The organism is Longibacter sp., from assembly GCF_051155795.1.
Taxonomy (GTDB): Bacteria; Bacteroidota; Rhodothermia; order Rhodothermales; family Salinibacteraceae; genus Longibacter.
Genome location: NZ_DAXETW010000082.1, coordinates 26,911 through 50,807, shown reverse-complemented (window position 1 = coordinate 50,807; position 23,897 = coordinate 26,911). Strand labels below are relative to the sequence as shown.

At 64.8% G+C, this 23,897-nt stretch carries 23 protein-coding genes; 21 read left to right on the top strand and 2 right to left on the bottom strand.

The window, feature by feature from the left end; genetic code table 11:
* The 5 genes from ACFCU0_RS08960 to ftsZ form a co-directional block, all read left to right on the top strand.
* Positions 1-695: UDP-N-acetylglucosamine--N-acetylmuramyl-(pentapeptide) pyrophosphoryl-undecaprenol N-acetylglucosamine transferase (locus tag ACFCU0_RS08960; RefSeq protein WP_434973325.1), on the top strand; the 695-nt coding region annotated here is incomplete at its 5' end.
* A gap of 2 nt (positions 696-697) precedes the next feature.
* On the top strand, positions 698-2,137 hold the full coding sequence (gene murC / locus ACFCU0_RS08955) for a UDP-N-acetylmuramate--L-alanine ligase (RefSeq protein WP_434973324.1): 1,440 nt from the start codon (positions 698-700) through the stop codon (positions 2,135-2,137).
* Between the two features lie 13 nt (positions 2,138-2,150).
* The gene (locus ACFCU0_RS08950; RefSeq protein WP_434973323.1) at positions 2,151-2,933 is read left to right on the top strand and encodes a cell division protein FtsQ/DivIB; all 783 of its coding nucleotides are present in this window, start codon (positions 2,151-2,153) and stop codon (positions 2,931-2,933) included.
* Positions 2,934-3,114: 181 nt separating this feature from the next.
* Positions 3,115-4,377: a cell division protein FtsA gene (gene ftsA / locus ACFCU0_RS08945; protein ID WP_098075844.1), complete on the top strand. Its 1,263-nt coding sequence runs from the start codon at positions 3,115-3,117 to the stop codon at positions 4,375-4,377.
* 294 nt (positions 4,378-4,671) lie between these two features.
* A complete protein-coding gene (ftsZ, locus tag ACFCU0_RS08940; protein ID WP_434973322.1) occupies positions 4,672-6,045 on the top strand; it encodes a cell division protein FtsZ in 1,374 nt (457 codons plus the stop codon).
* Between the two features lie 365 nt (positions 6,046-6,410).
* Here the strand turns inward: ftsZ and ACFCU0_RS08935 are convergent, their stop codons facing one another.
* The gene (locus ACFCU0_RS08935) at positions 6,411-7,163 is read right to left on the bottom strand and encodes a hypothetical protein (protein WP_434973321.1); all 753 of its coding nucleotides are present in this window, start codon (positions 7,161-7,163) and stop codon (positions 6,411-6,413) included.
* A gap of 84 nt (positions 7,164-7,247) precedes the next feature.
* Between ACFCU0_RS08935 and ACFCU0_RS08930 the strand changes: the two genes are divergently transcribed.
* The 16 genes from ACFCU0_RS08930 to ACFCU0_RS08855 all read left to right on the top strand — a co-directional run bounded on the left by ACFCU0_RS08930 (position 7,248) and on the right by ACFCU0_RS08855 (position 23,072).
* A complete protein-coding gene (locus ACFCU0_RS08930) occupies positions 7,248-7,523 on the top strand; it encodes a hypothetical protein (protein ID WP_434973320.1) in 276 nt (91 codons plus the stop codon).
* Between the two features lie 91 nt (positions 7,524-7,614).
* Positions 7,615-8,490, top strand: coding sequence for a DUF58 domain-containing protein (locus tag ACFCU0_RS08925; protein ID WP_434973319.1), 876 nt, complete (start codon positions 7,615-7,617; stop codon positions 8,488-8,490).
* A 51-nt stretch (positions 8,491-8,541) separates the two neighbouring features.
* Entirely contained in the window at positions 8,542-9,606 is a 1,065-nt protein-coding gene (locus ACFCU0_RS08920; protein WP_434973318.1) for a hypothetical protein, read from the top strand.
* Between the two features lie 13 nt (positions 9,607-9,619).
* Positions 9,620-10,366 (top strand): SIR2 family NAD-dependent protein deacylase, encoded by a 747-nt coding sequence (locus ACFCU0_RS08915; RefSeq protein ID WP_434973317.1) that lies wholly within the window; start codon positions 9,620-9,622, stop codon positions 10,364-10,366.
* Positions 10,367-10,462: 96 nt separating this feature from the next.
* On the top strand, positions 10,463-11,446 hold the full coding sequence (locus ACFCU0_RS08910) for a vWA domain-containing protein (protein ID WP_434973316.1): 984 nt from the start codon (positions 10,463-10,465) through the stop codon (positions 11,444-11,446).
* Between the two features lie 68 nt (positions 11,447-11,514).
* Entirely contained in the window at positions 11,515-12,531 is a 1,017-nt protein-coding gene (locus tag ACFCU0_RS08905; RefSeq protein WP_434973315.1) for a VWA domain-containing protein, read from the top strand.
* A gap of 51 nt (positions 12,532-12,582) precedes the next feature.
* The gene (locus tag ACFCU0_RS08900; RefSeq protein WP_434973314.1) at positions 12,583-13,224 is read left to right on the top strand and encodes a tetratricopeptide repeat protein; all 642 of its coding nucleotides are present in this window, start codon (positions 12,583-12,585) and stop codon (positions 13,222-13,224) included.
* 6 nt (positions 13,225-13,230) lie between these two features.
* Positions 13,231-13,950: a hypothetical protein gene (locus ACFCU0_RS08895; protein WP_434973313.1), complete on the top strand. Its 720-nt coding sequence runs from the start codon at positions 13,231-13,233 to the stop codon at positions 13,948-13,950.
* A gap of 33 nt (positions 13,951-13,983) precedes the next feature.
* Positions 13,984-15,861 (top strand): BatD family protein, encoded by a 1,878-nt coding sequence (locus tag ACFCU0_RS08890; RefSeq protein WP_434973312.1) that lies wholly within the window; start codon positions 13,984-13,986, stop codon positions 15,859-15,861.
* A gap of 48 nt (positions 15,862-15,909) precedes the next feature.
* Positions 15,910-16,734, top strand: coding sequence for a tetratricopeptide repeat protein (locus ACFCU0_RS08885; protein WP_434973311.1), 825 nt, complete (start codon positions 15,910-15,912; stop codon positions 16,732-16,734).
* A 105-nt stretch (positions 16,735-16,839) separates the two neighbouring features.
* Positions 16,840-17,541 (top strand): thymidine kinase, encoded by a 702-nt coding sequence (locus tag ACFCU0_RS08880; protein WP_434973310.1) that lies wholly within the window; start codon positions 16,840-16,842, stop codon positions 17,539-17,541.
* A 152-nt stretch (positions 17,542-17,693) separates the two neighbouring features.
* The gene (locus tag ACFCU0_RS08875; protein WP_434973309.1) at positions 17,694-17,993 is read left to right on the top strand and encodes a hypothetical protein; all 300 of its coding nucleotides are present in this window, start codon (positions 17,694-17,696) and stop codon (positions 17,991-17,993) included.
* A gap of 194 nt (positions 17,994-18,187) precedes the next feature.
* The gene (gene dnaX / locus ACFCU0_RS08870; RefSeq protein ID WP_434973308.1) at positions 18,188-20,335 is read left to right on the top strand and encodes a DNA polymerase III subunit gamma/tau; all 2,148 of its coding nucleotides are present in this window, start codon (positions 18,188-18,190) and stop codon (positions 20,333-20,335) included.
* A gap of 225 nt (positions 20,336-20,560) precedes the next feature.
* Positions 20,561-20,902 carry a YbaB/EbfC family nucleoid-associated protein gene (locus tag ACFCU0_RS08865; RefSeq protein WP_434973307.1) on the top strand — a complete coding sequence of 114 codons (342 nt, stop codon included), beginning with the start codon at positions 20,561-20,563 and terminating at the stop codon, positions 20,900-20,902.
* A 90-nt stretch (positions 20,903-20,992) separates the two neighbouring features.
* The gene (gene recR, locus ACFCU0_RS08860) at positions 20,993-21,736 is read left to right on the top strand and encodes a recombination mediator RecR (RefSeq protein WP_434973306.1); all 744 of its coding nucleotides are present in this window, start codon (positions 20,993-20,995) and stop codon (positions 21,734-21,736) included.
* Positions 21,737-21,875: 139 nt separating this feature from the next.
* On the top strand, positions 21,876-23,072 hold the full coding sequence (locus ACFCU0_RS08855; RefSeq protein ID WP_434973305.1) for a saccharopine dehydrogenase C-terminal domain-containing protein: 1,197 nt from the start codon (positions 21,876-21,878) through the stop codon (positions 23,070-23,072).
* 15 nt (positions 23,073-23,087) lie between these two features.
* Here ACFCU0_RS08855 and ACFCU0_RS08850 read toward each other — a convergent pair whose 3' ends face one another.
* Positions 23,088-23,594 (bottom strand): YybH family protein, encoded by a 507-nt coding sequence (locus ACFCU0_RS08850; protein WP_434973304.1) that lies wholly within the window; start codon positions 23,592-23,594, stop codon positions 23,088-23,090.
* Between the last annotated feature and the right edge of the window lie 303 nt (positions 23,595-23,897).

Here is a 23,897-nt window from a genome sequence, read left to right as displayed (position 1 = left end):
TGTTCGCCTCGCATATCCATCTCGCCTTTAATGAGGCCCGAGACTGGGTGCCGTCGGGGCGGGCAACGGTTAGCGGCAACCCTACCCGCGCTTCCCTTCTCCGCGCCGATGCGACCGAGGCCCGAGATACGCTGGACATTCCGGCAGATGCTCGCGTCCTGCTCGTATTTGGCGGATCGCTGGGAAGCGAGGCTCTCAACACGGCGCTGGAAGGGAGCCTCAGCGCGCTGCTCGAGGACCCGGACGTCCACGTGATCTGGCAGACCGGGTCGCGCTACTACAGCGCCATCAGCGAGCGCATCGCCGACCACCCGCGCCTTCGACTACTGAAATACATCGAACGGATGGATCTGGCGTACGCCGCCGCCGACCTCGCCCTCTGCCGCTCCGGTGCGATCACGTGCAGTGAGCTGATGGTGACCGGCACGCCGGCCGTCCTCGTCCCCTCGCCGAATGTAGTTGCCGATCATCAGACGAAAAACGCCCGGGCCATGGAGCGCGTCGGAGCCGCACGGGTCCTGCGAGAGCCGGATCTCGAGGCCCACGTCGCCGACGTTGTCCGCGAGCTGCTGGGCGACGCCGGCGTCCGCCGGGACATGGCCGACGCCGCCCGGAGGGAGGCCCGCCCTGAAGCCGCCGACCGCATCGCCGCCGATGTCCTCGCCCTCGCCGACACCCACCGAAGCCTCACCTGAAGATGGAAACCGAACGCAGACGACAACCGGCTCTGGGGCGGATCCGCCGGGTCCACATGGTGGGCATCGGTGGGATCGGAATGAGCTCGATCGCCGAAGTGCTGCTCAATCGTGGCTATCGTGTGTCGGGGTCCGACCTCACCCGGAGCGACGTGACGCGGCACCTGGAAGAGCTCGGTGCCGTCGTCCACGAAGGCCATGCCGCCGAACAGGTGGGGGATGCCGACGTCGTCGTGTACTCCTCGGCCATCGACCCGTCGGACAACGCGGAAACCCTCGAAGCGGAGCAGCGCCGCATCTCCCTGATCCCCCGCGCCGAGATGCTGGGCGAGTTGATGCGGATGAAGTTCGGCGTCGGCGTTGCCGGGACGCACGGAAAAACCACGACGACCTCCATGATCGGGCTCGTCACGAAGGACGGCGGGTTCGACCCGACGGTCATCGTGGGAGGGAAAGTGACAGCGTTCGGGTCCAACGCCGTCACCGGGGAAGGAGACATCATCGTGATTGAAGCCGACGAGTATGACCGGACGTTCCTGAGGCTTACACCGTCGCTCGCGGTAATTACCAACATAGAGGAGGATCACCTTGACATTTACGACGGGCTGGAAGACATCCAGGACGCGTTTACCCAGTATGCGAACAGCGTCCCCTTCTTCGGAGCCGCCATCCTGTGCCTTGATGATCCCAACGTGCAGGCTATCGTCGGGCGCATTGAGCGCCGGGTGCTGACCTACGGGACGACGCGACAGGCGGAGGTGCGCGCGATCAACATCCGGCGTGACGGCCTGAAGACGCACTTCGACGTGCAGTTTCGTGGCGATGCACTCGGGACCGTCACGTTGAACGTGCCCGGAATGCACAACGTCCGCAATGCGCTCGCGGCCGTGGCCGTCGGCGTTGAACTCGACGTTCCATTCGATCACATCCGCGATGGACTGGCATCCTACGACGGTGTCCGGCGTCGCTTCCAGCAGATCGGCGATGTGGCGGGGCGCGTCGTTCTCGACGACTACGCGCACCACCCGACGGAAATTGAGGCCACGCTCGACGCCGCCAGCCAGGGCTTCTCCGACCGGCGCATCGTGGCCGTTTTTCAGCCGCACCTGTACAGCCGCACCCGCGACTTTCAAGACGACTTCGCCCGTGCTTTCTTCAACGCCGACGTGCTCGTCGTGACGGACGTCTACAAGGCACGCGAGGCGCCGATCGAAGGGGTCAGCGGCGAAGAGATTGCCCGGCGGGCCCAGAACTACGGCCACCGCAGCGTCCATTACGTACCCGAGAAAGAGCACCTTCCCGACGAGCTCGCGGAGATCACCGCGGACGGGGACCTGGTGCTGATGATGGGCGCCGGCGACATTTGGCGGTACAGTCGCGAATTCGTAGACCGACTGACCGACCTCGAACCGGCCCTTTCGAACAGCGACGCATCCGCCTGAACGACCGTTCGCCATGAACCTCGACACCGCACGTAAAATTGCCAAGCTCGCTGTTCGCCTCGGGGGCATTGCCCTCGTCGCGGGTGGCGTGTTCGTGCTCGGCCTTCTGGGCTGGCAGTGGCAGGCCAATGTGCCGGTATCCGTCGTTCAGGTGCAGGGCGCTCAGCACGTTCACCCGGACACCCTGCGGCGGCTGGCGCGCGTCGATACCGGCGTCGTCATGGACGACCTCAACCTCGGACTGATCGCCGACCGTGTGCAGCGCCACCCCTGGGTTCGTCGCGTGGACATCCGGGAGCGCCGATCCGCTCGGACGCTCGTACTGGGCGTGACGGAGCGTACCCCGGCGGCTATCGTGATCCAGGAGAACCGCCCCGCCTACTACCTCGACGCCGGCGGATACGCGATGCCGCTCGTCGACAGCACCGCCTTCGATGTCCCGCTCGTACGCGGCGTGTCTGCCGATTACCATCCGATCAAGGGCGTAGCCGGGGAGGGGCTCACCGCCTTCCTACAGTCGCTCGACGGGCACGCCGCGGCGCCCCTCATTACCGAAATTGATGTATTCGCGAACGACCGAATTCGTGTGTATACTCGACCCACGGACATCCATCCATCTGTTACGGCCGATCTCGGGCGTGAACAGTTTGGTCTTCGGCTGAAACGGCTCGTGGCCTTCCACCATCAGGTGCTGCAGGCCGGACCCGATCCGCCCGTGGGATACGTGGATCTCCGCTTCGACAACCAGATCGTGACCCGTGAGGCCGCCGACGGGCGTACCGCCGTCGAAAGCTGACGCAGAGCGCGGTCTGCCGCGCCCCCGCCATCCTCCAGATTTCCACCGCTCGCCCCGAACCGCTCCCTGTTTCGACAGGCCCGGCTTTTCTGACACATGCTCGCGCTCCGCTCGGGCCGGCGGCCTTCGTCGCCTTGTCCGGCCGTCCGCGCAGCACCCCGAATCGACACCCGCACCCGCCATGAACGAAAATATCGTCGTAGGAGTCGACATCGGCACGACAAAGGTATGTGCCGTCGTTGCTGCCGAGGATGAACTCGACCGCGTAAACATCCTGGGCGTCGGCGTTGCCCCGTCCGATGGACTCAACCGCGGCGTCGTCGTCAACATCGACCGCACCGTGAACGCCGTTCGATCAGCCATCGAAGAGGCCGAGCGGGCTGCTGGCGTGGAAGTGCGCAGCGTCATTGTCGGGATCGCCGGCGACCACGTCCAGAGCTTCCAGAGCCGGGGCGTTGTGACCATTCGGTCCGGCGAGATCACGCAGAACGACGTGCAGCGTCTCCTCGAAGACACCATGCACGTGGCGATGCCCGCCGACCGCGAGATTCTGCACGTCATCCCGCAGGAGTTCATCGTGGACGGGCAGGACGGCGTGGCCGACCCCGTCGGCATGAGCGGCGTCCGCCTTGAGGCGAACGTCCACATCATCACGGGCCTCGTGTCGGCGGCGAAGAACATCTACCGCTGCATCGAGAAGTCCGGCTTCGAAGTGGCCGACATCGTGCTCGAGCCGCTTGCGTCTTCGTTCTCGTGCCTGCACGACGACGAGAAGGAGGTGGGCGTGGCGCTGATCGATATCGGCGGCGGGACGACCGACATCGCCGTGTTTGAAGACAACACGATCCGCCATACTGCCGTCATCGCCGTGGCCGGCAACAAGGTCACGGACGACATTCGCAAGGGACTGGGCGTGATGCGCGACCAGGCCGAACAGCTGAAGCGACAGTTCGGCACCGCTCTCGTCGACTTTGCCGATGAAACCGAGCAGATCGAGATTCCCGGGATCGGCGGGCGGCCCGAGAAGACGATCGGGCGCGACACGCTCGCGCAGGTCATTCAGCCACGGCTGGAGGAAATCCTGGAAATTGCGGCCATCGAAATCAAGCGCTCCGGCTACGCGCGTCACCTCGGCGTGGGCTGCGTGCTCACCGGTGGCGGGGCGCTCATTCCCGGAACGGCCGACCTGGCCGCTGAAGTGCTGGGGATGGAGGCCCGGATCGGCCGTCCGATGGGGCTGTCCGGCGGCCTCGTCGAGGAGGTGTCGGACCCGAAGTACTCGACCGGCGTCGGGCTCGTGCTCTACGGCATGCGCCCGGAGGTCATCGGCGGATCCACCCTCAGCGAGGACATCGATCAGCATCGAAATGGAGAACGCGTATCGGGAGAAACGCTCGTCAACCGCATCGCTACACGGATGAAATCATGGTTTGACGAACTGTAACTGCTATGGTACGTTGCGATTCGCCAGGGTATCCCGTTTCTTTAGATGATAACTCGTTGCGTCATAACATTTTAGCGGCTTTGACCCCGCCCGGGTGCTCCGAACGGCGGTGATTCATTCCACGCAACCGTCACGGCGGCTTTCGCCGGAATCTGCAGCATCGTACCCTCACACACTACTTCACGAAACCCACGACCACCCGACGACCCGATCCTGCATGACCTCGGGGCTGCTCACCTCGACCGGATCTACGGGTCGCTCTGACTTTCGAACCACACAGACTGGAGGGAACTTATGGAAAACGAATTTAGCTCGCGGTTTTCGTTTGACGATGCCGCAAACGAGGAAGCCAAAATCTGCGTCGTCGGCGTTGGCGGAGGGGGAGGCAATGCGATCAACAACATGGTCGACCAGGGCATTCACGGCAGTGTCGAGTTTGTCGCCGTGAACACCGATGCCCAGGCGCTGGCCGAGAACCAGGCCCCGCAGAAGATCCAGGCGGGCCGGACCCTGACCAAGGGGCTCGGCGCCGGCGCGCGGCCCAGCGTTGGCGCGGAGGCGATCGAGGAAAACTCCAACGAACTGGAGCAAGCCCTCGACGGCTACGATATGGTCTTCATCACCGCCGGGATGGGCGGCGGCACCGGAACGGGTGGCGCCCCGGTCGTCGCATCCATCGCGCGCAAGATGGGGATCCTGACCGTGGCGATCGTGACGCGCCCCTTCGATTGTGAGGGCGCCCGCCGCCAGAAGACGGCCGAGGAGGGCATCGAGCTGCTCCGGAAGAACGTCGATACGCTCATCGTCATTCCGAACGAGCGCCTGCTCGACATCGCGGATGAAAATACGAGCCTGATCGAGGCCTTCGAGAAAGCCGACGAGGTCCTCTACAACGCCACGCGCGGGATCAGTGACCTGATTACCGTCCACGGCCTGATCAACCTCGACTTCGCTGACGTGAAGACGACCATGAAGAACGGCGGCGAGGCCCTGATGGGCTCCGCGGAGGCGAAGGGCGACAATCGTGCCGAGAAGGCGGCCATACAGGCGATCTCGAGCCCGCTGCTCGACGGCCTGTCGATTGCCGGCGCCCGGAACGTGCTGGTCAACATCACCAGTGGCTCGTCCCTCGGCATTCGCGAGGCGACGACGGCGACCAGCGTCATTCAGCGCGAGGCGGGAGAAAATGTCGAGGTCATCTTTGGCACGGTGATCGACGACGACATGGACGACCTGTTGCGCGTCACCGTCATCGCGACGGGCTTCGACTCTCCGGAGGACGAGGCGGAGGACGACGACTCAGGGATGCGGCGGACGGTACCGCTGGACGGCAACGGCCCGAACTACCGCTACAAGGGGGAGGACAACCTGCGCCACCTTGACACGCCGGCGTATGAGCGTCGGAGTACGCCCCTGCGCGGCCGGAAGAAGAAGGAAAATCAGGAGACGCAGGACGGGGGCGGAGAGCCGGTGGATCGCGAGTCCGACAGCGGCAGTAGCTCGCCTCCTCGGAGCAGGTCCCAGTCCGGTGACGGCAGTTCGTCCCGCTCCAACATCAAGCGCCTGCGTGGGGACGACCTCAACGAGGACCGTCCGAACCGGGACCAGCAGCGTTCCCGTTCGTCGGACGACGACACGCCGGCGTTTCTTCGCAAAATGATGGACTGATCGGACGCTACCGTCGGAGGCCGGATCGCAAACGACGTATTGCACGGCATGACATAGGGGTGTCACCCCATGTGCGTATAATGAGTGGTGTGCATGGCGTCGTGCCGGAGCAGGCGTACGACCTCCGATTCGATACACAAGAGGGCCCTCCAGCCCCACCACGGGCGGCCGTGACGCGGCAGTACGAGCGTCGGTCGACCCTTCCGCGCAGCGCTTGAGCACCGCTGTGCCTGTGGTTCTGCGGGATGTCCGCTTCACGGTAATCGTGGTGCGGGCTCCCACGTCAAAAGCCACGCCTCTCTCTACCTTCGGGTCGAGCGGGGCGTGGCTTTTTGTGTGTCGAATGCGCTTCGCGCCCGGCGCCGTCAGGACGTCGCGGTCCGGGCGGGGGAATACACGGGTTCGGCGGGCGAGAGGGTGAGGGCGGGATGCTCGGTCGACCACGCGTGCCGGATCGTGCGGATCCATGTGCGAGCGATGGCGGGCGAGAGCGTCGGTGCAGCGTGGAGGATGGCGAGGCTGCCCCCGGCTCGCGCCATTCGCTGGAGATCCTGTAGGTCGCTGAGCGACAGAGTGCCCCCGGGCCGAAACGGAAGGTCGACGAATCCCGCGCTCCGACCGGGGAGGGACGCGATGAAGTCCGTCACGGCTGTTGTGCAGATCGGGGTCGAGCGGGTCCAGTTCGGTGAACCCGCATTGTCGGGCTTCCGGAGACCGATGTGAAGGTGGTCCCATCCCATCGTGCCGAGCATGCGTACATCGCGAAGGAGACACGCGGGATCGACCCGGATCAGCGTCTCCACGCGACGACAAACCAGCCGAATGACCGTGTCCGCCTCCCCCGTGGAGTGGGTTCGGGGAAGCGTGATACCTGTCACGCCCGCTTCGATTGCAGATTCGACGTCGAGGGCCGTGCCGGCGTGCAGTCGGCGCAGTTGCACGAAGAGACGGGTGTCAAGGCTGTCGACCCAGTCTGTAAGGCCCGTGGGTTCGCCCTTAGGACCGAGCGAGGCACGCCTGCAGATGACGCCGTCCGCGCCTGCGTCGGCAACGATCTGCGCGACGCGTAGCGACGGAGCATGCGTCAGGATGAGAAGAGACCGGTGACGAGCGTTCATTAAACAGGGCGTCGGGCGAGGAGAGGGCCACCACAGTCCCAATAGACGGTGGGCCGTGGCAGCGTGCGTGCTCCCGTTCGGACCGTGCGAGCACGTCAACGAGACGAAGACGACGTCGCCGCTGAACGCCTGCGTTCGTGCGCCGGTGGCGCATGCGGGGCGCCGGCGTGGATGAACGTCCTCCAGACACGCACCGAGGCCGTTTGCCGAAAGATGTGGGAAGTGGCCCTTCCGAGGGACTTCCCGCCACCGGACCATCGGCTTGACGAGACCGGACTGCTTCCGAGGCGCCGCGTGGATCTTCCGGGCTACATCGACGGAGCGCTCCGGGTCGTCGACCGCGGCCGCCGCCCGCAGTAGCGCAAGGGAAACAGACCCGGTCGGACCCTTCGACATCAACCATTCGTGCTATGCCCATACGTGCACCCGGACGCTGATCCCCAGACTTACCGTGATTCCAAAAGAGCTGTTCAAGAAGATCCGGCGTCTGGAGATTCGCACGAAGGGCGTCGTCGACAATGTCTTCGGCGGCGAGTACCACTCTGCGTTCAAAGGGAGGGGTATCGAGTTCGCTGAGGTCCGTCCCTACCAGGTCGGGGACGACATCCGCAACATCGACTGGAATGTGTCGGCACGGATGGACGACACCTACGTGAAGGTGTACGAGGAGGAGCGCGAGCAGACGGTCATGTTGATGGTCGATATCTCGGGCTCCGAAGATTTCGGGTCGCAGGAAAAACTGAAACGAGACGTCGCTGCGGAGGTGTGCGCCGTGATGGCGTTCAGCGCCGTTCAAAACAATGACAAGGTAGGACTGCTCCTTTTCACGGACGAGGTCGAGAAGTTTGTGCCGCCCAAGAAGGGGCGTCGGCACGTCCTACGGCTGATTCGCGACCTGTACGCAAAGGAGCCGGCGTCTCGCGATACGGACATTGGCGAAGCCCTCCGATACGTCACGCACATCGTCCGTCGCCGGTCGATTCTGATCGTGATCAGCGACTTCCTCGACAAAGGATATGACTCGATGCTGCGAGCCGTTGCCCGCCGTCACGATACGGTCGCGGTCGAACTCGCCGATCCGCGTGAAACGGAACTGCCGGATGTAGGTCTGGTTGACCTGACGGATGCGGAGACCGGGGAGACGGTGACCGTGGACGCCGGAAGCGAGAAGGTCCGACGGGCGTTCCAAGAAGCCGCCGAATCACGGCGTCGTCAGACCGCCGACCTGTTTCGCCGCGCAGGTGTCGGGCACGTCCGCATCGATACCGGTCCCGACTTCATCGAGCCGCTCGTCGCCTTCTTCCGCCGTCGAAACGAGCGCGCGTAGGTCCGCTTCCCGTGGCGCCCCGTTTCGTTTCCCCTCCTATCCCTGATTTCTGTGGGTTTCGTCGCACGCCTCGTTCTCGGATTCGTCCTGCTGGGTGCGGCCATCGGTGCCTCCGACGCAGAGGCCCAGCAGATTCCGGCACGACTGGACGCCTACGTGACGGCAGATAGCGTCGCTGTCGGTCAGCGCTTTACGCTTGTGGTGACGGCGGAGCACGGGTTTGCCGTCAACGTCCGCTTTCCCGAGAACGACGCCGGACCGATGATCTTCGGCGACGTGCAGGTCGTCGCGCCGCGCGAGACCGGGGAACGATATCTCGGGGCGGAGGCACCGGGCACACGCATCGACAGCGCCCGATACACTGTCACGACGTTCGCACTCGACACCGCGCGCGTCCCGACCCTTCCCGTACAGGTCATTACGGCCTCCGGCGACACGATGACCGGTGGAACGCCAGCGGTCGAGGTGCCGGTATATGCGACCGTGGCATCGGATGATACACGGCTGCGCGGTCTTGCCCCATTGGCGACCTTTCCGGAACCTTGGTGGCCCTGGATCCTGCTCGGCGTTGCGCTCGCGTGCCTGGTTGGGGTGCTGCTGTACCTCTGGCGGACACGCCGCGAGGAGGAGGCGCCCCCCGACGGTCCCGAGGAACCGGAGCCCGACACCACAGCCCACGAACAGATCCTGGCTGAACTGCAGGGCCTTGAGCGCGTCGATCTATCGGACCCGGACAAAGCGAAGCCGTTCTACGTCCGGCTCTCGAATAGCCTCCGCCGCTACCTGGGATCGCGTCTCGACATGGCCACGATGGAGCGCACCACCCGCGAGGTGGTGGCAAATCTCGAGCGTCGCACGGACGTTCCGCCCGTTGTCACGAGCCGTGTGCGCGCTGTTCTGGAGCTCGCCGATCTCGTAAAATTCTCCGGCGCCCGGACGAGCGCAGAAGACGGCGACATGGCGCTCCGCGAAACCCGAAACGTCGTGGAGGTCGTGGAATCACGTCACGTGGAGACCGTCTCGTCTTCGCCCGCAGCGGCTCCATCGGCCGGGTCGGAGCGCGAAGAACGGAACGCAACACCGCCCGCCACCGCCGATCACGATCTATCCGACTGACCCCGGCTCGTCTATGCACAGCAACACACTCATCGATCACCTCCGCGGCGCCGACCGCGTGGCCGTACTGACGGGGGCTGGGATCTCCGCCGAGAGCGGCATCCCAACCTTCCGCGACCCGGGCGGCATCTGGGAAAAGTTTGAGCCGCAGGAACTGGCCAATGTGGAGGCGTTTCTGGACAACCCCGAACTCGTGCAGGGTTGGTATCGCCACCGGCGGCAGGTCGTCGAAGACGCGGAGCCCAACGAGGGTCACCGGGCGCTCGTGCGCCTCGAACAACGCGTGGATCTTGTGACGACGATCACCCAGAACGTGGACGACCTGCATAACCGGGCAGGCAGCTCGGAGGTCGTCGAGCTCCACGGCAACATCACCCGAAACTACTGCACCGACTGTGAGCAAGAGATCGACGCTGCCCGCATCGACGCCGCGATCGAAAACGGGCGACCGGCAACGTGTCCGGAATGCGAGGGGCTGGTTCGCCCGGATGTGGTCTGGTTCGGGGAAATGCTTCCCCCCGACGCTATGGATCGTGCGAGCGAGGCGACAACGAACTGTGATGTCTTCCTGAGCGTGGGCACGAGCACCGTCGTGTACCCTGCAGCGCGCCTCCCGATGCTCGCAAAAGAAGCCGGCGCCTACGTCGTCGAGGTCAACCCGGATCGGACCCCGATTTCCGGAAACGTCGACGAGTACCTGGCCGGCCCGGCCGGCGAGGTGCTGCCGGCCATCCTGTCGGCCCTGGATGACGCTGCATAGCCGCGACCTCGTTTAGAAACGAATCATGATCCGGTGGTGAGGCCCGGCGCATCGGTCCTTACCCCATCGGATGGAGAGAACGAAACGGCTCCCCTCATGACCTTCGCACACCCTGACATCCTGTGGTTCTTGCTGCTCGTGCCGCTGGTGGGGGCGTGGCGGTGGTGGAGCGGCCGGACGGCGGCCGGCCTCCAGTACAGCGACATCTTCGCGGCCCGTGCGGCGACGCCATCGTGGCGCGTCCGACTTCGGGCCGTCCCCGATTTGCTAAAGCTTGCGGCTCTGGTTCTCGGTATAATTGCCCTTGCCCGTCCCCAGGAACGCGACGTCGTCCGGACGCAGAGCGCCGAGGGGATCGACATCATGCTCGTGCTCGACACCTCGACGTCGATGCGTGCGGAGGACTTTCGGCCGAATCGGTTCGAGGCAGCCCGCGACGTCGCAGGCGAGTTCATCAAGGGGCGCGCTTCGGACCGCGTCGGGCTCGTCGTCTTTGCGGCCAAGGCGTACACGCAGGCCCCTCTGACGCTGGACTACAATTTTCTTCAGCAGATGCTCGAGGAGGTCCGTGTCGGTGTCATCCAGGACGGCACGGCGATCGGAACGGCCCTGGCAATGGCAGTCAACCGTCTCAAAACAACGGAAGCGGAGAGCAAGGTCGTGATCCTGCTCACCGACGGACAGAATAACCGCGGAGAGATCGACCCGATCACCGCGTCGGAGGTGGCGCAGACCATGGGCGTGCGCGTGTATGCTATCGGCGTGGGTACGAAGGGAACGGCGCCCTTCGTCATCGACCAGCCCTTCGTCGGGCAACAGCGGCAGATGCTCCCGGTGGAGATTGACGAGGACATGCTTCGTACCGTTGCCCGAACGACCGGCGGCCGCTACTTTCGCGCAACGAGTAAGCGGGCGCTCCGCGACATCTACGAGGAGATCGGGCAACTGGAGAAGAGCGAGATCGATGAACGAATCTACACGGACGTAGACGAGCGCTACCCGACCTTCTTGATTCCCGCCCTTGCTCTTCTGCTGGCCGGCTCCCTGCTTCAATCCACTGTCCTCCGGCGGTTTCCATAGACTGCGGCCCACCCGCGTTTCCATGGCCTGCTGCCTGCTGAACCTTCCACGAGAACCGTCTACCCGCCATGTCCTGGCTTCATCCGACGTACCTCTGGTTTCTGACGGGAGGCATCGCTGTGACGTTGCTCGCGGTGTGGGCGGCCTGGCAGCGTCGCCGCACCGCGGAGCGATTCGGGCGCGCCTCGACGGTGCAACAACTCGCCCGCTCGGTTCAGCCGGCGCGGCGCCTTACCCGATCCGTCCTCCTCGTGATGGTCGTCACGCTGGCAGCGGTTGCGCTGGCCGGCCCGCGCCTCGGCACGCGCGTGCAGGAGGTCGAGCGGAAAGGTGTCGATCTGGTCATTGCCCTGGATGTATCGCAATCCATGCTCGCGGAGGACGTGGCGCCCAACCGGCTGGAACGCGCGAAGAACGAGATCAAGTTGCTCGTGGACGAACTTAGCGGCGACCGCGTCGGACTGGTCTTGTTTGCCGGGGACGGTTTCGTGCAATGTCCGCTGACGACGGATTACGACGCGGTCCGCCTGTTTCTCGACGTCGCCGAGCCGTCGCTGATTCCAACGCCCGGGACGAACTTTGAGTCGGCCTTTCGGGCCGCCCGGCAAGCGTTCGATCGAACCCGGCCCGATACGACCGGCAGACAGCCCCGTTCGCGCGCCCTGCTGGTCGTTTCTGACGGAGAAAACCACGAGGGTGACATCGACGACCTGCAGGGGATGGCCGAGGATCGCGGGTGGAAGGTCTTCTCCGCCGGCGTCGGGGAGCGCGATGGGGCGCCGGTACCGGAGATGCAGGATGGACGCAGGATGGGCGTCAAGCGGGGTCCGGACGGCTCGGTCGTGCGGTCCCGGCTCGACGAAACGGCCCTCACCGCGCTGGCGGAGAGCGGCGCCTACTTCCGAATTGCCCGAACGTCGAGCGCGCTTTCGGATCTGACGAGCGCACTTAATCGTTTAGAAAAGAGCTCGTTCGGCGTGGAGCGCTTCGAAGAGTACGATGAGTACTTCCAGTGGCCCCTCGGGCTCGCTCTGATTCTTCTTATGGCCGAGCTTGCTATTCTTGAGCGCCGTAGCACGACGTAGTCGGGTTGTCGCTCGTTCGTCCGTTTTCCAAAGATCCCGCGCCTTCCGTTTATGCCCGTCCTCTGGATTCTCTTGCTGGTGGGACTCCTCGGCGGGGACGCCGAGGACGACGGGCGCCGGGGGAATCTGTTGTACGAACAGGGGGATTACGAAGCGGCTGAATCGGCGTACCGATCGGCCCTGGCGGCGCTGCCGGATTCGACGGGCGCGGTATACGCTGCCCTGCAGAACAATCTCGGCGCCGCGCTCTACCGGCAGAACGAGTTCACCGACGCGCAGGCGGCCTTCACGCGAGCTCACGAAGCGGCGCCGTCGGACGAGGAGCGTGCACGGGCGCTATTCAACGCAGGCAACGCCGCCGCGCGAGACGGTTCGCTGGAGACGGCCATGGACTTCTTCCGACGCACCCTGCTGACGGATCCCTCGTTTCAGGAGGCGCGGGCCAACTATGAGATTATCCACCGTCAACTACAGGAGCGCCGCCCGCAGGGCGGATCGCCGCCGCCCGACGTGGACCCGTCCGCGTTCGCCGAACGGCTGAAGCGGCAAGCCGAAGCCCTCGTGGCCGAGCAGGCGTATGAGCGGGCACTGACGTTGATGGAGAACGGCCTGGAACGTGATTCGACCGTTCGCGCCTACCGCGACTTCATGCAGCGTCTACGAGACGTATCGACAATTGATGATCTCCCGTAGCCTCCCATGATGCAACGGATGTCCACATACAGGCCGATGCTGTCTGCCGTGACGGTGGCATTGCTCGGAGCGTTCCTTCTACTGCCGGGTGCGTCGGCGCAGAGCATCGGTGCGCAGGGTGAGAGCGGACGACAGGCGGGCGATCCCTTCTTTCACGAAGCGGCGCAGTACTACGTCGCAGAACAGAAGCAACCTGCGCTCCAGGCCATTCAGGAGGGGCTGGAGGTAGCCCCCAATCACCCGAAACTGCTCGCGTTGCGCAACAAAATTCGCGAGCAAATGGGCGCGCGCCCGCAACCCGGCGATGAGGGACGAGACGGAGCGGGTCAGGAGGAGGCAGAGTCGTCCGATTCGGGCAAGCCGCAGGCAGGAAAGGGCGCGACCGGACAGCGCCCGCCTCCGTCGTCTCGTGAAGGATCCGGATCCGACGCGCCCGGTGAGGACGGTTCTCCGCAAGATGAGAATCGCGAGCCGGGCGAAGAGAGCGAAGACGGCGCGTCTGAAACGCAGGGAGAGGCGGGATCCCCGTCGCGGGACGGCCCCTCCGGATCCCCCGATGCGGGACAAGGGCGCGGGGACGGAGAGGGCCAAGCGGGGCGGAGCGCCCGGTTGAGTCGCGCACAGGCAGAACGCATTCTGGACGCGCTCGAAAGTCAGGAGAAGCAGTTGCTCCGCGAGGTACAGAAGCGAGAGGCGCGTCCGCGGCGCGTTGAGAAAGACTGGTAGGTTGTTTCGGTTGCGACAGTTAGAGCAACACCCATGAAGACGCCTTTTTCCATCCACCGCTGCGACTCAGGCCGGGGCCGTTTGCCTGCGCGATATGCATGTGCCGTCGCAGCGGCATGGGTGCTGCTGCTAATGGTCGCTGTACCGGTGCACGCGCAGTCGGATGTAGAGGTGGAAGCCTCGACCGACCGTATGGAGGTCGGCACGGAGAGCGTTGTCACGTACAAGATCACCGTCCGCGGCGTCTCGCCGTCGGCCGTGGAAACGCCAGAGCCGCCGCCGACGACCAACTTGGTCCTGAACAATCCTACGCCCGTGACGCGGCGCGACCTGTCGTTTAAGAGCGGCAAAATGGGTCGTGCGATCTCATTCGAATGGCGCTTCCGTCCGATGCGCGTCGGGATCGCAAGACTGCGGGAGACCGATGTCGTGATCGACGGCGAAGCGTATACGACGGGTGAGGTGCGTGTCCGTGTGGTGCCCCAGTCGCAGGCTCCGACGGCATCCGCAGGACCGACCGGTCCGGACCGGCAGAGACCGCAGGATCAAACGCCGGCCCCATTGTCCCTTCGTACGGAAGACCTGTTCATCAACGTCACGGCCAGCACGGATCGTGTCTACCAAAATGAACAGGCCATGATCGAATACCGGCTCTTTTTTCGTCCCGGCATTCAGCTTCGGCATAGCCGTCTGGCCAGCGCGTGGGATGCAAACGGGTTCTGGCGTGAGGAGCTTGATGTCGCGTCTCGGCCCATTCCGGAGAACGACCGCGTGGACGGGGAGATCTACCGCACGATCGTGCTGAAGCGTGTGGCCGTTTTTCCGACGCGGACGGGATCGCTGAACGTGGATCCGCTGCAGATCGAAACCGAGGCATACTCCGCGGATGCATCGCGCCGACGCAACCGGTTTCGGTCGCAGAATCGCTACGAGCCGGTCAAGCTGTCGTCTGAGTCCATCGCTCTGGACGTCCTGGACCTCCCGGATGGCGCGCCACCCTCGTTCAGTGGGGCCGTGGGGAGCTTTTCCCTGGAGGCCCGTGTGGACGCGGACACCGCACGCGTCGGAGGCACCGTTCGCCTCCGCGTAACGGTGAAGGGGAGTGGAAATATCGCGACGCTGCAGCCGCCTGCGCTTGATGTGCCGGCGGCGTTCGACGCCTATGACCCACAGGTCGAAACGGAGATGGATCGAGCCGGGTCGCGGGTCCGCGGTACGAAAACGTTTACCTACATTCTCGTTCCGGGTGAAAACGGTCGATACACGTTGCCGCCGACCACGTTTTCCTACTTCGACCCTGCCTCCGAACGGTACGTCGCCCTCGTCACGGAGCCCATTCCCCTCCAGGTCACCGGGGATGCGGCACCGGCTGCACTCGGCACCACCGGCGCCGGGTTGCCGGTCGGCGACATTGCAGGTCCGATGGCCTCCCCGGACCTTGCGGCCGCGCCCTCCGAGCCGCTCCACCGCCACGTCTGGCCCTACGTGGCGTTTCTCCTTCCCCTTCTCCTCGCCGGCGGCCTGATTGCCGTACGAGGAACCCGGGAGCGATCGGCCCCGCCCGCCCGCGAGACGGCGGATGCCCGGCTTGAGGAGGCCGAATCGCTGATCCGTTCTGAGGAGGCGCCCGAGGCGTACGCCATGTTTGAGCGCGCCGTGCTCGGGTTCATCGGAGATCGAACCGGCGTGTCCGTGGCCGGCTTCTCCCGGGATCGACTGGACGGCTTTCTGGAGGATGCCGGAGCCGACCGCGACCACCGCGACGGTCTGCGGGAACTGCTGGACGCGTGCGATCAGGCGCGCTTCGGTCCCGTCTCCCCGTCCCGGGACGCCATGCAGATCGCGCTCCGGCGAACTCGCACGCTCATCCGATACTTCGACGACCGACTGCCCGACTCTGCGGACCGTTGACGCCTCGCCCGTGACGCATCATCGACCCCGCCCCGCATTCCACCGCCCATGGCCCGCTGCCTGCTCCTTGTACTTGCCACCCTCCTTGCCGTCCCGGCGACCGTCTGGGCTGACCCCGTCCCGGACTCTCTGCAGGAGGTCTGGCGGGATGGAACGGAAGCGTATCGGCAGGGACGGTACGCCCGCGCCGCAGCGGCGTACGAGTCGATCGCGGCGGCCGGCTTCGAGAGCGGGACACTGTATTACAACCTCGGCAACACTCACTACCGCCTGGGCCAGATGGGCCGGGCCATCCGATACTACGAAAAAGCCCGCGGCCTCATGCCGTCGGATGCCCGGGTAGTGCACAACCTGGACATGGCCCGGAGTCGCACCGATGCCTCCGCACAGGGCCGAACGCGCGGCGGCCTGGTACGCGCCGTTCAGGGATGGCCTGTGACAACGCTCTTTCTGGGTGGGCTGGCACTCTGGACGGCCGGATTGCTCTTCTGGGGATGGCGGCGTCGCGTCGAACGCGGTCCGGCGGGAGAGGCACGGGCGTCGGGCACGCTCACGACCGCGGCCCTCGTGATCGCCGTCCTGGGCGGAGCCACGACCGTTCTCGCGCTGGGCGTCGACTACGTGCAGTCCCTCGACCGGCGCGCGGTCGTCCTGGTCGATCGCGTGCCGGTACATGCGGAGCCGGGCGTACCGACCGGAACGCCCCTCGCTCGCACTGACACCACTGCCGTCACCGCGGGATCGGGGGGCGACACGGTACTGGTGGAGGGGACGATCGTCCTGCTACAGTCTGAGCAGGAGGGCTGGAGCCGCATCGAAGACCCGACCGGGCGCGTTGGCTGGGTCCCGTCTCCTGCGCTCGGGGACATTTAACGGTCGCAAACTCCCATGCAAAATTCCCGCTTCTCCCTCGACACTGCCTCCGACGGCCGTTAGATTGAGCGGTCCACGTCCATTGTCCCGCCGCCCCCGAGCTCTATGTCCGTCACCGAACCCCATATCGTCGACCGTACGCGTGCCGCCGGCTGGATCGAAGTCATCTGCGGGTCGATGTTCAGCGGGAAGACGGAAGAGCTGATCCGGCGACTACGGCGCGCACGCATTGCACGTCAGAAAACGGAGGCCTTCAAGCCGGCGATTGAAAACCGCTTCGCGGACGATGAGGTGGTGTCGCACGACGCCACCGCTATTGCCACCACTCCGGTGCACACCGCGTCGCAGATTCTCCTTCTCGCCGAGGACGTCGACGTGGTAGGCATCGACGAGGCACAGTTCTTCGACCCAGAGCTGGTCGAGGTCTGCCAGAAGCTGGCCGCCGAAGGCAAGCGCGTGATCGTGACGGGCCTCGACCAGGACTATCGCGGCCAGCCGTTCGAGCCCATCCCGCAGCTCATGGCCGTGGCCGAGCACGTCACGAAGCTGCACGCGATCTGCGTCGTGTGCGGCGGACCGGCGAACCATTCACAGCGTATCGTCGCTGGTGATGACCGCGTCCTCCTGGGAGCGACGGATGCATACGAGCCGCGATGTCGTAACTGCTTCAAGCCGCATCCCGTGGAGGTCGACCGTGATCACCTCGAGGCACTGGACATGGATGCGCTGGACATCGTCGATGCCGGACGTGCCGACGAGGATGCAGCTGGTCCCGGGGAGACGGTCGCCGAGGAGTCCGAGAGCTGACGCCGCTCCTGCCGGTGGCGGGGGGGCGGCAATCACCGGTTCGCCCCGGCGCCTTAATGTAATCGATCCGTAATCCTACCTCAACACATACCGGCAGTAGCGGTACGGGAAGGTCCAGAAAGTCAATAAACCGGGAGACGGATCGTATTGCCATGATGACGACGCAGCCGCAGAATCCGACGCCCAAGCGTACGCCGGGACCGAAGCGCACCCCTGGACCGGGTCGCCGTCGGAAACCGAAGCGTAAACCCAAGCGGGAGCCGACGCGGCCGAAGCAGCCGCCGAAGGTGCCGAATCCCAGCCGGGAGCCCAGCACCGAACCCTCCCCGTCAACGCCGGGACCGGAGCGCAAGGAGCCGGCCACGCCCGATCCGAAGCGCCGTGAGCCGTCGACGCCGAACCCGAGCCGCGAGCCGGAGCGTTCGCCCGAGAAGCCGAAGAACGACTCGTAGGTTCTGCTCTACCCCTGTTTCACCGAAATCGGGGATTGATGGGAATTAAAGACCGGGGCCGCCCTCGCTGTTGACTCCCCGTGGGGGCGTCCGGTATATTATTCGTATCCATTGTTTGCAAGCGTGCGGCGGCGCCACAGGCGGCGCAATCCGTCCGCTGATGTCCCGTTCTCCATCCGGCAGCCCCGTCGTTCATGGCCGATTCGCAGCGATACCTCGTTACCGCCCGAAAGTACCGTCCGAAGCTGTTCCGGGAGGTCGTCGCGCAGGAGCACGTCACCGACACACTGAAAAACGCGCTGCGGCTCGACCGGCTGGCACATGCGTACCTGTTCAGCGGGCCGCGTGGTGTGGGCAAGACAACCTCCGCCCGCATCCTGGCCAAAGCAATCAACTGCGAAACGCCGCGGTCCGAGCGGGAGGACGAGGCCGAGCCGTGCTGTGAATGCGACTCGTGCCTGTCCTTCGAAGACGGACGCAGCATGAATGTCTTCGAGATGGATGCCGCGTCCAACAACAAGGTGGACGACATCCGCGAGCTTCGCGAAACGGTCCGGATCCCACCCCAGGGGTCGACCAAGAAGGTCTACATCCTGGACGAAGTGCACATGCTGTCGACGGCCGCGTTTAACGCGCTGCTGAAGACGCTAGAGGAACCGCCGCCCCATGCGCTTTTCATTTTCGCGACCACGGAGCCGCACAAGGTGCTCCCGACCATCCTGTCGCGGTGCCAGCGGTTCGACTTTCGCCGCATCCCCGTGCCGAACATGGTGGAGCACCTCCGGACGATCTGCGAGGAGGAGGACATCGACGCGGACGAAGAGTCGCTCATGTTGCTGGCGCGGAAGGGGGACGGCGCGCTCCGGGATGCCCTATCAGCCTTTGACCAGGCCATCTCGCTGTGCGGCACGACGATCGAATACGGCGAGCTGACGCAGGCGCTCGGCGTTGTCGACCAGGACCTTTTCTTCCAACTGACCGATCACGTCGTCGAACGGTCGACGGCCGGTGTGTTGAAGCTCGTTCACCACGTCGTTCGCAACGGCTACGACCTGAACGAATTTCTGTCCGGGGTCGCCGAGCACATCCGAAACCTGCTGGTGGCGCACTCGCTCGGTACCGACGCGCTGGAAGACGTAGCCGAATCGACCCGCGACCGCTACGCCGAGGACAGTCGGGCGTTTTCCGAGTCCGATCTCCTTCGCCTCCTCATGATTACGGGAGAGGCGGAAGAGGACGTCAAGAACACGTCGCAGCCGCGCCTGAAGCTCGAGATGGCGCTGCTGAAGATGGCGTCGCTGACCCGTTCGGCCGACCTTCGGACCGTGCTCGGGAAGATCGACCGGCTGGAGCGGATGGTGGAGGAGGGTGAGATTCCGGACGATCTGCCGCTGGGGAACGGAGGCGACACGGCACCTCCGGCGGCTGATGCCGGGGATGGCGACGCGGAGGACGACATCCCTGCTGCGACATCGACGACGGATGGAATCTCTTCTGGACCGTCCGGCCGTGCTCCGGGGAGCGATGCCGCGACCGGGTCCGGTGGAGCGGAGACGCGGACCGCGGCCCCTCCGGCCACGGATGCGGCCACGCGCGAGAAGCCGGCACGGGATCATGAGGCGGAAACCGTGGATGAAGCCGCGGATGGCGAGAAGCAGGCCGCGGTCGAAGCGGACGAAGGAACCGAGTCGAAGGACGACGACGCGGATGACACGACCGGCGGCGTGGCGACGGCCGGTGATCCAGCGGACGACGCGGGGGATGGCAGCGGGGGAAGCGGCATCCAGCCGCAGGACCTGTTCGGCACGCCGGCGATCCAGGGCAAAAAGAAGTCCTCCGACGACGACGGCAGGCCTGAGAATCAAGCGAGCGCATTGACAGGCGATGCGGCACCGGCAGGCGACACCGGCGTGCCGGAGGCGCGTCCGAGTGGCCATTCCGACGCCAGGGAGGACGGGATCATGCGGGAGCTCAAGGAGGTGTGGCCCGACCTGATCAAGAAGGTGAAAGCGGATCGGATCAGCGTCGGCACGCAGCTCGGTCCCACGAAACCGGTAGGCTTTGACAACGGAATCGCTGAGATCGGCGTACCGGACAACCTGACGCGCGAACGCCTTCGCGACAAACAACGGTATCTGCTGAACGCGCTGCTGGATTCCTGGGAGCTCGACGTTGAGTCGCTCCGCTTCGTCGTCCGGGAGCCGGAGGAGAACGAGGAGCAAGACGGAGCGGCCGAGGAGAAAATGCCGCTGGACCCGCACGAAATGCTCACCCAGCTCCGGGAGCGATACCCGAGCGTGGACACGCTGGTCAACGAGTTCGGCGCCGAGCCGGCATACTGAGCAACGGGTGGTCCTGGTAAAGCTGCGCCCAAGGATCTGTGCGCCGCGCCGCCCGGCGACGACGTCGCGACGCGGACACACAGCATTCTTCCGAACCTGACGGATCGGTCGCGAAACTGGTTCGTTGTATGGGTGCTTTACCGATCTCATCGAATACACAGGCGCAAGGTCCGGTCCCTCGGTCAGCGAGCGCCGTGCTTTTTCACGAAACACCGTGTTTTAGATATGGCCAACGGAGGCATGAACATGCAGAACATGATGGGCAAGATCATGGAGATGCAGCAGAAGATGAATGCTGCGCAGGAAGAGCTTGCCGAGAAAGAGGTGACGGCGGAAGCCGGCGGCGGAATGGTGAAGGTGACCGCCAACGGAGCCCAGAAGATCACCGCCATCGAGATTGACCCGGAAGCCATCGATCCGGACGACATCGAACTGCTGGAGGATCTGGTCATCGCAGGCGTGAACAAAGCGCTCGATGAGGCGGATGAGATGAAGCAGAACGAACTGCAGAAGTCGATGGGGGGCATGCTCCCGCCCGGCATGGATCTGAGCCAGCTCGGCCTCTGATTCCCTGTGCGGAATGCGTAGTGGCACATGCGAAAATCGCATTGCTGCGCGGCTTTTCGCATTTCGATCTTCAACCTACGCACGGCAATTATGCAGTTTACCTCAGAGTCGGTCGAAGCCCTGGTGGAGCAGTTCACCAAGCTACCGACGATCGGGCGGAAAACGGCGCAGCGGCTGGCGAACTTCGTCCTGAAGATGCCGCGCGAGGAGGTGGAGGAAATCGCCCGCGCGCTGATTGCCGTCAAGGATCAGGTGCAGCGGTGCTCCACCTGTTTTGTCGTCGCCGACCACGATCCCTGTCCGATCTGCTCCTCGGAAAAGCGCGACCGATCGACGATCTGTGTCGTCGAAGAGTCGAGCGATCTCCTCGCCATCGAACGCACCGGCGAATATCGGGGCTTGTACCACGTCCTCGGCGGGGTGATCTCCCCGCTTGATGGCGTCGGGCCGGATGACCTCCGGATTCGCGAACTGGCGAGGCGCGTCGATCCGAGCTTTGCCGACAGCGAGGCGGCGAACGCGTCGGCTGCAGATGCCCGGGAGGCGGCAGAGTCCGGCGAGGCCGGACCGCCCGAGGTGGGCGAAGAGCCCCACGCCGGGGACGGTGCCCCCTCGCCCGACGGTGCCGACGAAGAGGCGGAGGTGCAGGAGGTGATCCTGGCGGTAAACCCGAACGTGGAAGGCGACACCACAGCGTACTACATCTCGCAGCTTCTTGAGCCGATGGGTGTGCCGGTCACGCGCATCGCCCGCGGGCTCCCGATCGGAGGGGACCTCGAGTACGCCGATGAGGCGACGCTCTCCCGCGCGCTGGAGGGCCGCGGCTCCGTCTGAGTGACGCGCCACGAATGGATACATAGACACAACACGACGTCACGGAACGTGGCATGCCGTTCGCGCCGGTAGTTATCGGTCAGCGCACGGTCACAGCGCGTTTCCCGTTCGACGATTGATCCCCAAGTCGCATTCCCCCATGAAAATTTCCGTCATCGGCGCAGGTACCATTGGGGCGGCCATCGCCCGCGAGTTGTGTGCCCGCGCGGACGAGGTTGACCAGGTGCAGGTCTGCGACACCCGGTCCCGCGCGCTGCAGGCGCTCCACGACACGGTCGAAAGCCGGGTGCTCCGCTCCTTTCAGGTGGATGCGCGCGACACGAACGTGCTGTCGCAGATCCTTCGCGGGAGTGATTGCGTCATCAGCTGCGTACCGCCGGAGCTAAACCCCGGCATCGCGCGGCTCTGCCTGAATGCCGGGGTGAACTTTTGCGACCTGGGTGGAAATGATTCGATCGTCCAGAAAGAACTCGCCCTGGACGAAGAAGCACGAGAGAAATCGGTGTGGATCGTGCCGAACTGCGGTCTGGCGCCGGGGCTCATCAACGTGATGTGCATGCGGGGCATCGAGCAGTTCGACACCCCGATCGCAGCGTATCTTCGGGTCGGGGATGTGCCGCTGGAGCCCGAGGAGCCGTTCAACTTTCGGATCTCCTGGTCGGCCGAGCGCATCCTGGACGACTATACCAACCCCGCGCAGCACATTCGCAACGGACGCGTCGTCGAAGTCGACGCGCTGACCGGTACCGAGACGATCGGCTTCGGCGAAGAGCCCTTCCGAGACATGGAGGCCTTCTGCACCCAGGGCGGATTGTCCACGCTCACCGACGCGCTGGAGGGGAAAGTCGAAACGCTGGACCACAAGACGATCCGCTGGCCCGGGCACGCCCACCAGATGCGCTTCGTGATCGGGCTCGGACTTGGCGAGGACCGGAAGATCGGCGTTCGAACCCACCTCACCTATCGCGATGTCCTCGTTCGCCGGATGCGCGACCGGCTGGGGGGCGAGTATGAGGACGCCGTGCTCATGCGCATCGTGCTGCACGGCATCAAGGACGGCCGAGAGCAATCCCTGATCTACGAAATGGTCGAGCGTTACAATAAGGACACGAATCAGACGGCCATGATGCGAGCCACGGCGATCCCGACGGTCGTCGTCGCACGACTTGTATCGGAAAACGAGTACGTCACCGGTGGCGGGGCTGCCGTGCCGGAAAACGTGGTCCCGTACGATGTGTACGCTGAAAAGGTGGCTGAGCGTGGCCTGGACATCCGTGAGGAATGGCACGAAGGCTACGTCAGCGTGTCGGGCAAGCGCTCGCTGCAGGAAGCGTGAGCGTATCGCGCCGGGTTACGACGTTCCGGACGACGTGTGGTCGTGGACGATGCGCCAGGGATCCGACGGGTCGTCCCGGTGAAAGATAAGCGTGAACAGGCCGCCGGGCGCGTCCGCCTCGCGGTCCAGCCGCCAGCGGCCGAAGACCATCGCCCACTGGGAACTCATCACCTCCACATCCACACCGTCGAACGTCAACGTGCCCATGGCTGCGCGATCGGGGTAGCCCGCTCGGTAATTCTCAAGGGTGGTCTGCCAGCCGGTCCGTACCGACCCGCCCGATGCAAAGCGGAGGCTATCCGTTTGCGCGTACCCGTCCATGAACGCCTCCAGATCACCGCGATTCCACGCCTCCTGCTGCGCTTCCAGAATCGATCGCAGCGCCTTGACGTCGGCTTCGACATCGGTTGTTGACGGAGTGCGGCATCCCGAGCAGAGTGCCAGAACAGCGAGCAGTGGAACGAGGCAGGCGATCCGGGAACGCCCGCCACGGGGGCGGAGTAGCGCGAACGGCCACATCATAGTCGATGGGGGTCGGTTGAAGGGTAGTGTCAGGCCTCCTAAGCTACTGCCGCCGGTGCCCACGGGCAACCGGACCGTCAGGCGCGCGAAGTGTCATCGCACAGTCTCGGTTTACGCGCCCACGTACCGCCTTGTGTTGAACGTTCGGCATACTGCTTGAAGCCGTCTTACCTGCGCGTTACCTTTCCCTCCATGTCGTGCCCACTGTTTGGGGGCGGCACCGATTTTCACCTCCCGACGTCTTCCGCTTTTCCCCTCCTGCGTATCGATCCCGTCGCTACCCCTCCTTCAGTTCTGCATTTT

What these genes read in the sequence shown, in the direction of transcription:
- ACFCU0_RS08900 (WP_434973314.1), top strand. Translation starts at nt 12,583, where the DNA reads ATGCCCGTCCTCTGGATTCTCTTGCTGGTGGGACTCCTCGGCGGGGAC.
- ACFCU0_RS08890 (WP_434973312.1), top strand. Translation starts at nt 13,984, where the DNA reads ATGAAGACGCCTTTTTCCATCCACCGCTGCGACTCAGGCCGGGGCCGT.
- dnaX (WP_434973308.1), top strand. Translation starts at nt 18,188, where the DNA reads ATGGCCGATTCGCAGCGATACCTCGTTACCGCCCGAAAGTACCGTCCG.
- ACFCU0_RS08865 (WP_434973307.1), top strand. Translation starts at nt 20,561, where the DNA reads ATGGCCAACGGAGGCATGAACATGCAGAACATGATGGGCAAGATCATG.
- ACFCU0_RS08895 (WP_434973313.1), top strand. Translation starts at nt 13,231, where the DNA reads ATGATGCAACGGATGTCCACATACAGGCCGATGCTGTCTGCCGTGACG.
- ACFCU0_RS08880 (WP_434973310.1), top strand. Translation starts at nt 16,840, where the DNA reads ATGTCCGTCACCGAACCCCATATCGTCGACCGTACGCGTGCCGCCGGC.
- ftsA (WP_098075844.1), top strand. Translation starts at nt 3,115, where the DNA reads ATGAACGAAAATATCGTCGTAGGAGTCGACATCGGCACGACAAAGGTA.
- ftsZ (WP_434973322.1), top strand. Translation starts at nt 4,672, where the DNA reads ATGGAAAACGAATTTAGCTCGCGGTTTTCGTTTGACGATGCCGCAAAC.
- ACFCU0_RS08910 (WP_434973316.1), top strand. Translation starts at nt 10,463, where the DNA reads ATGACCTTCGCACACCCTGACATCCTGTGGTTCTTGCTGCTCGTGCCG.
- ACFCU0_RS08885 (WP_434973311.1), top strand. Translation starts at nt 15,910, where the DNA reads ATGGCCCGCTGCCTGCTCCTTGTACTTGCCACCCTCCTTGCCGTCCCG.
- ACFCU0_RS08950 (WP_434973323.1), top strand. Translation starts at nt 2,151, where the DNA reads ATGAACCTCGACACCGCACGTAAAATTGCCAAGCTCGCTGTTCGCCTC.
- murC (WP_434973324.1), top strand. Translation starts at nt 698, where the DNA reads ATGGAAACCGAACGCAGACGACAACCGGCTCTGGGGCGGATCCGCCGG.
- recR (WP_434973306.1), top strand. Translation starts at nt 20,993, where the DNA reads ATGCAGTTTACCTCAGAGTCGGTCGAAGCCCTGGTGGAGCAGTTCACC.
- ACFCU0_RS08935 (WP_434973321.1), bottom strand. Translation starts at nt 7,163, where the DNA reads ATGAACGCTCGTCACCGGTCTCTTCTCATCCTGACGCATGCTCCGTCG.
- ACFCU0_RS08905 (WP_434973315.1), top strand. Translation starts at nt 11,515, where the DNA reads ATGTCCTGGCTTCATCCGACGTACCTCTGGTTTCTGACGGGAGGCATC.
- ACFCU0_RS08875 (WP_434973309.1), top strand. Translation starts at nt 17,694, where the DNA reads ATGATGACGACGCAGCCGCAGAATCCGACGCCCAAGCGTACGCCGGGA.
- ACFCU0_RS08915 (WP_434973317.1), top strand. Translation starts at nt 9,620, where the DNA reads ATGCACAGCAACACACTCATCGATCACCTCCGCGGCGCCGACCGCGTG.
- ACFCU0_RS08855 (WP_434973305.1), top strand. Translation starts at nt 21,876, where the DNA reads ATGAAAATTTCCGTCATCGGCGCAGGTACCATTGGGGCGGCCATCGCC.
- ACFCU0_RS08850 (WP_434973304.1), bottom strand. Translation starts at nt 23,594, where the DNA reads ATGATGTGGCCGTTCGCGCTACTCCGCCCCCGTGGCGGGCGTTCCCGG.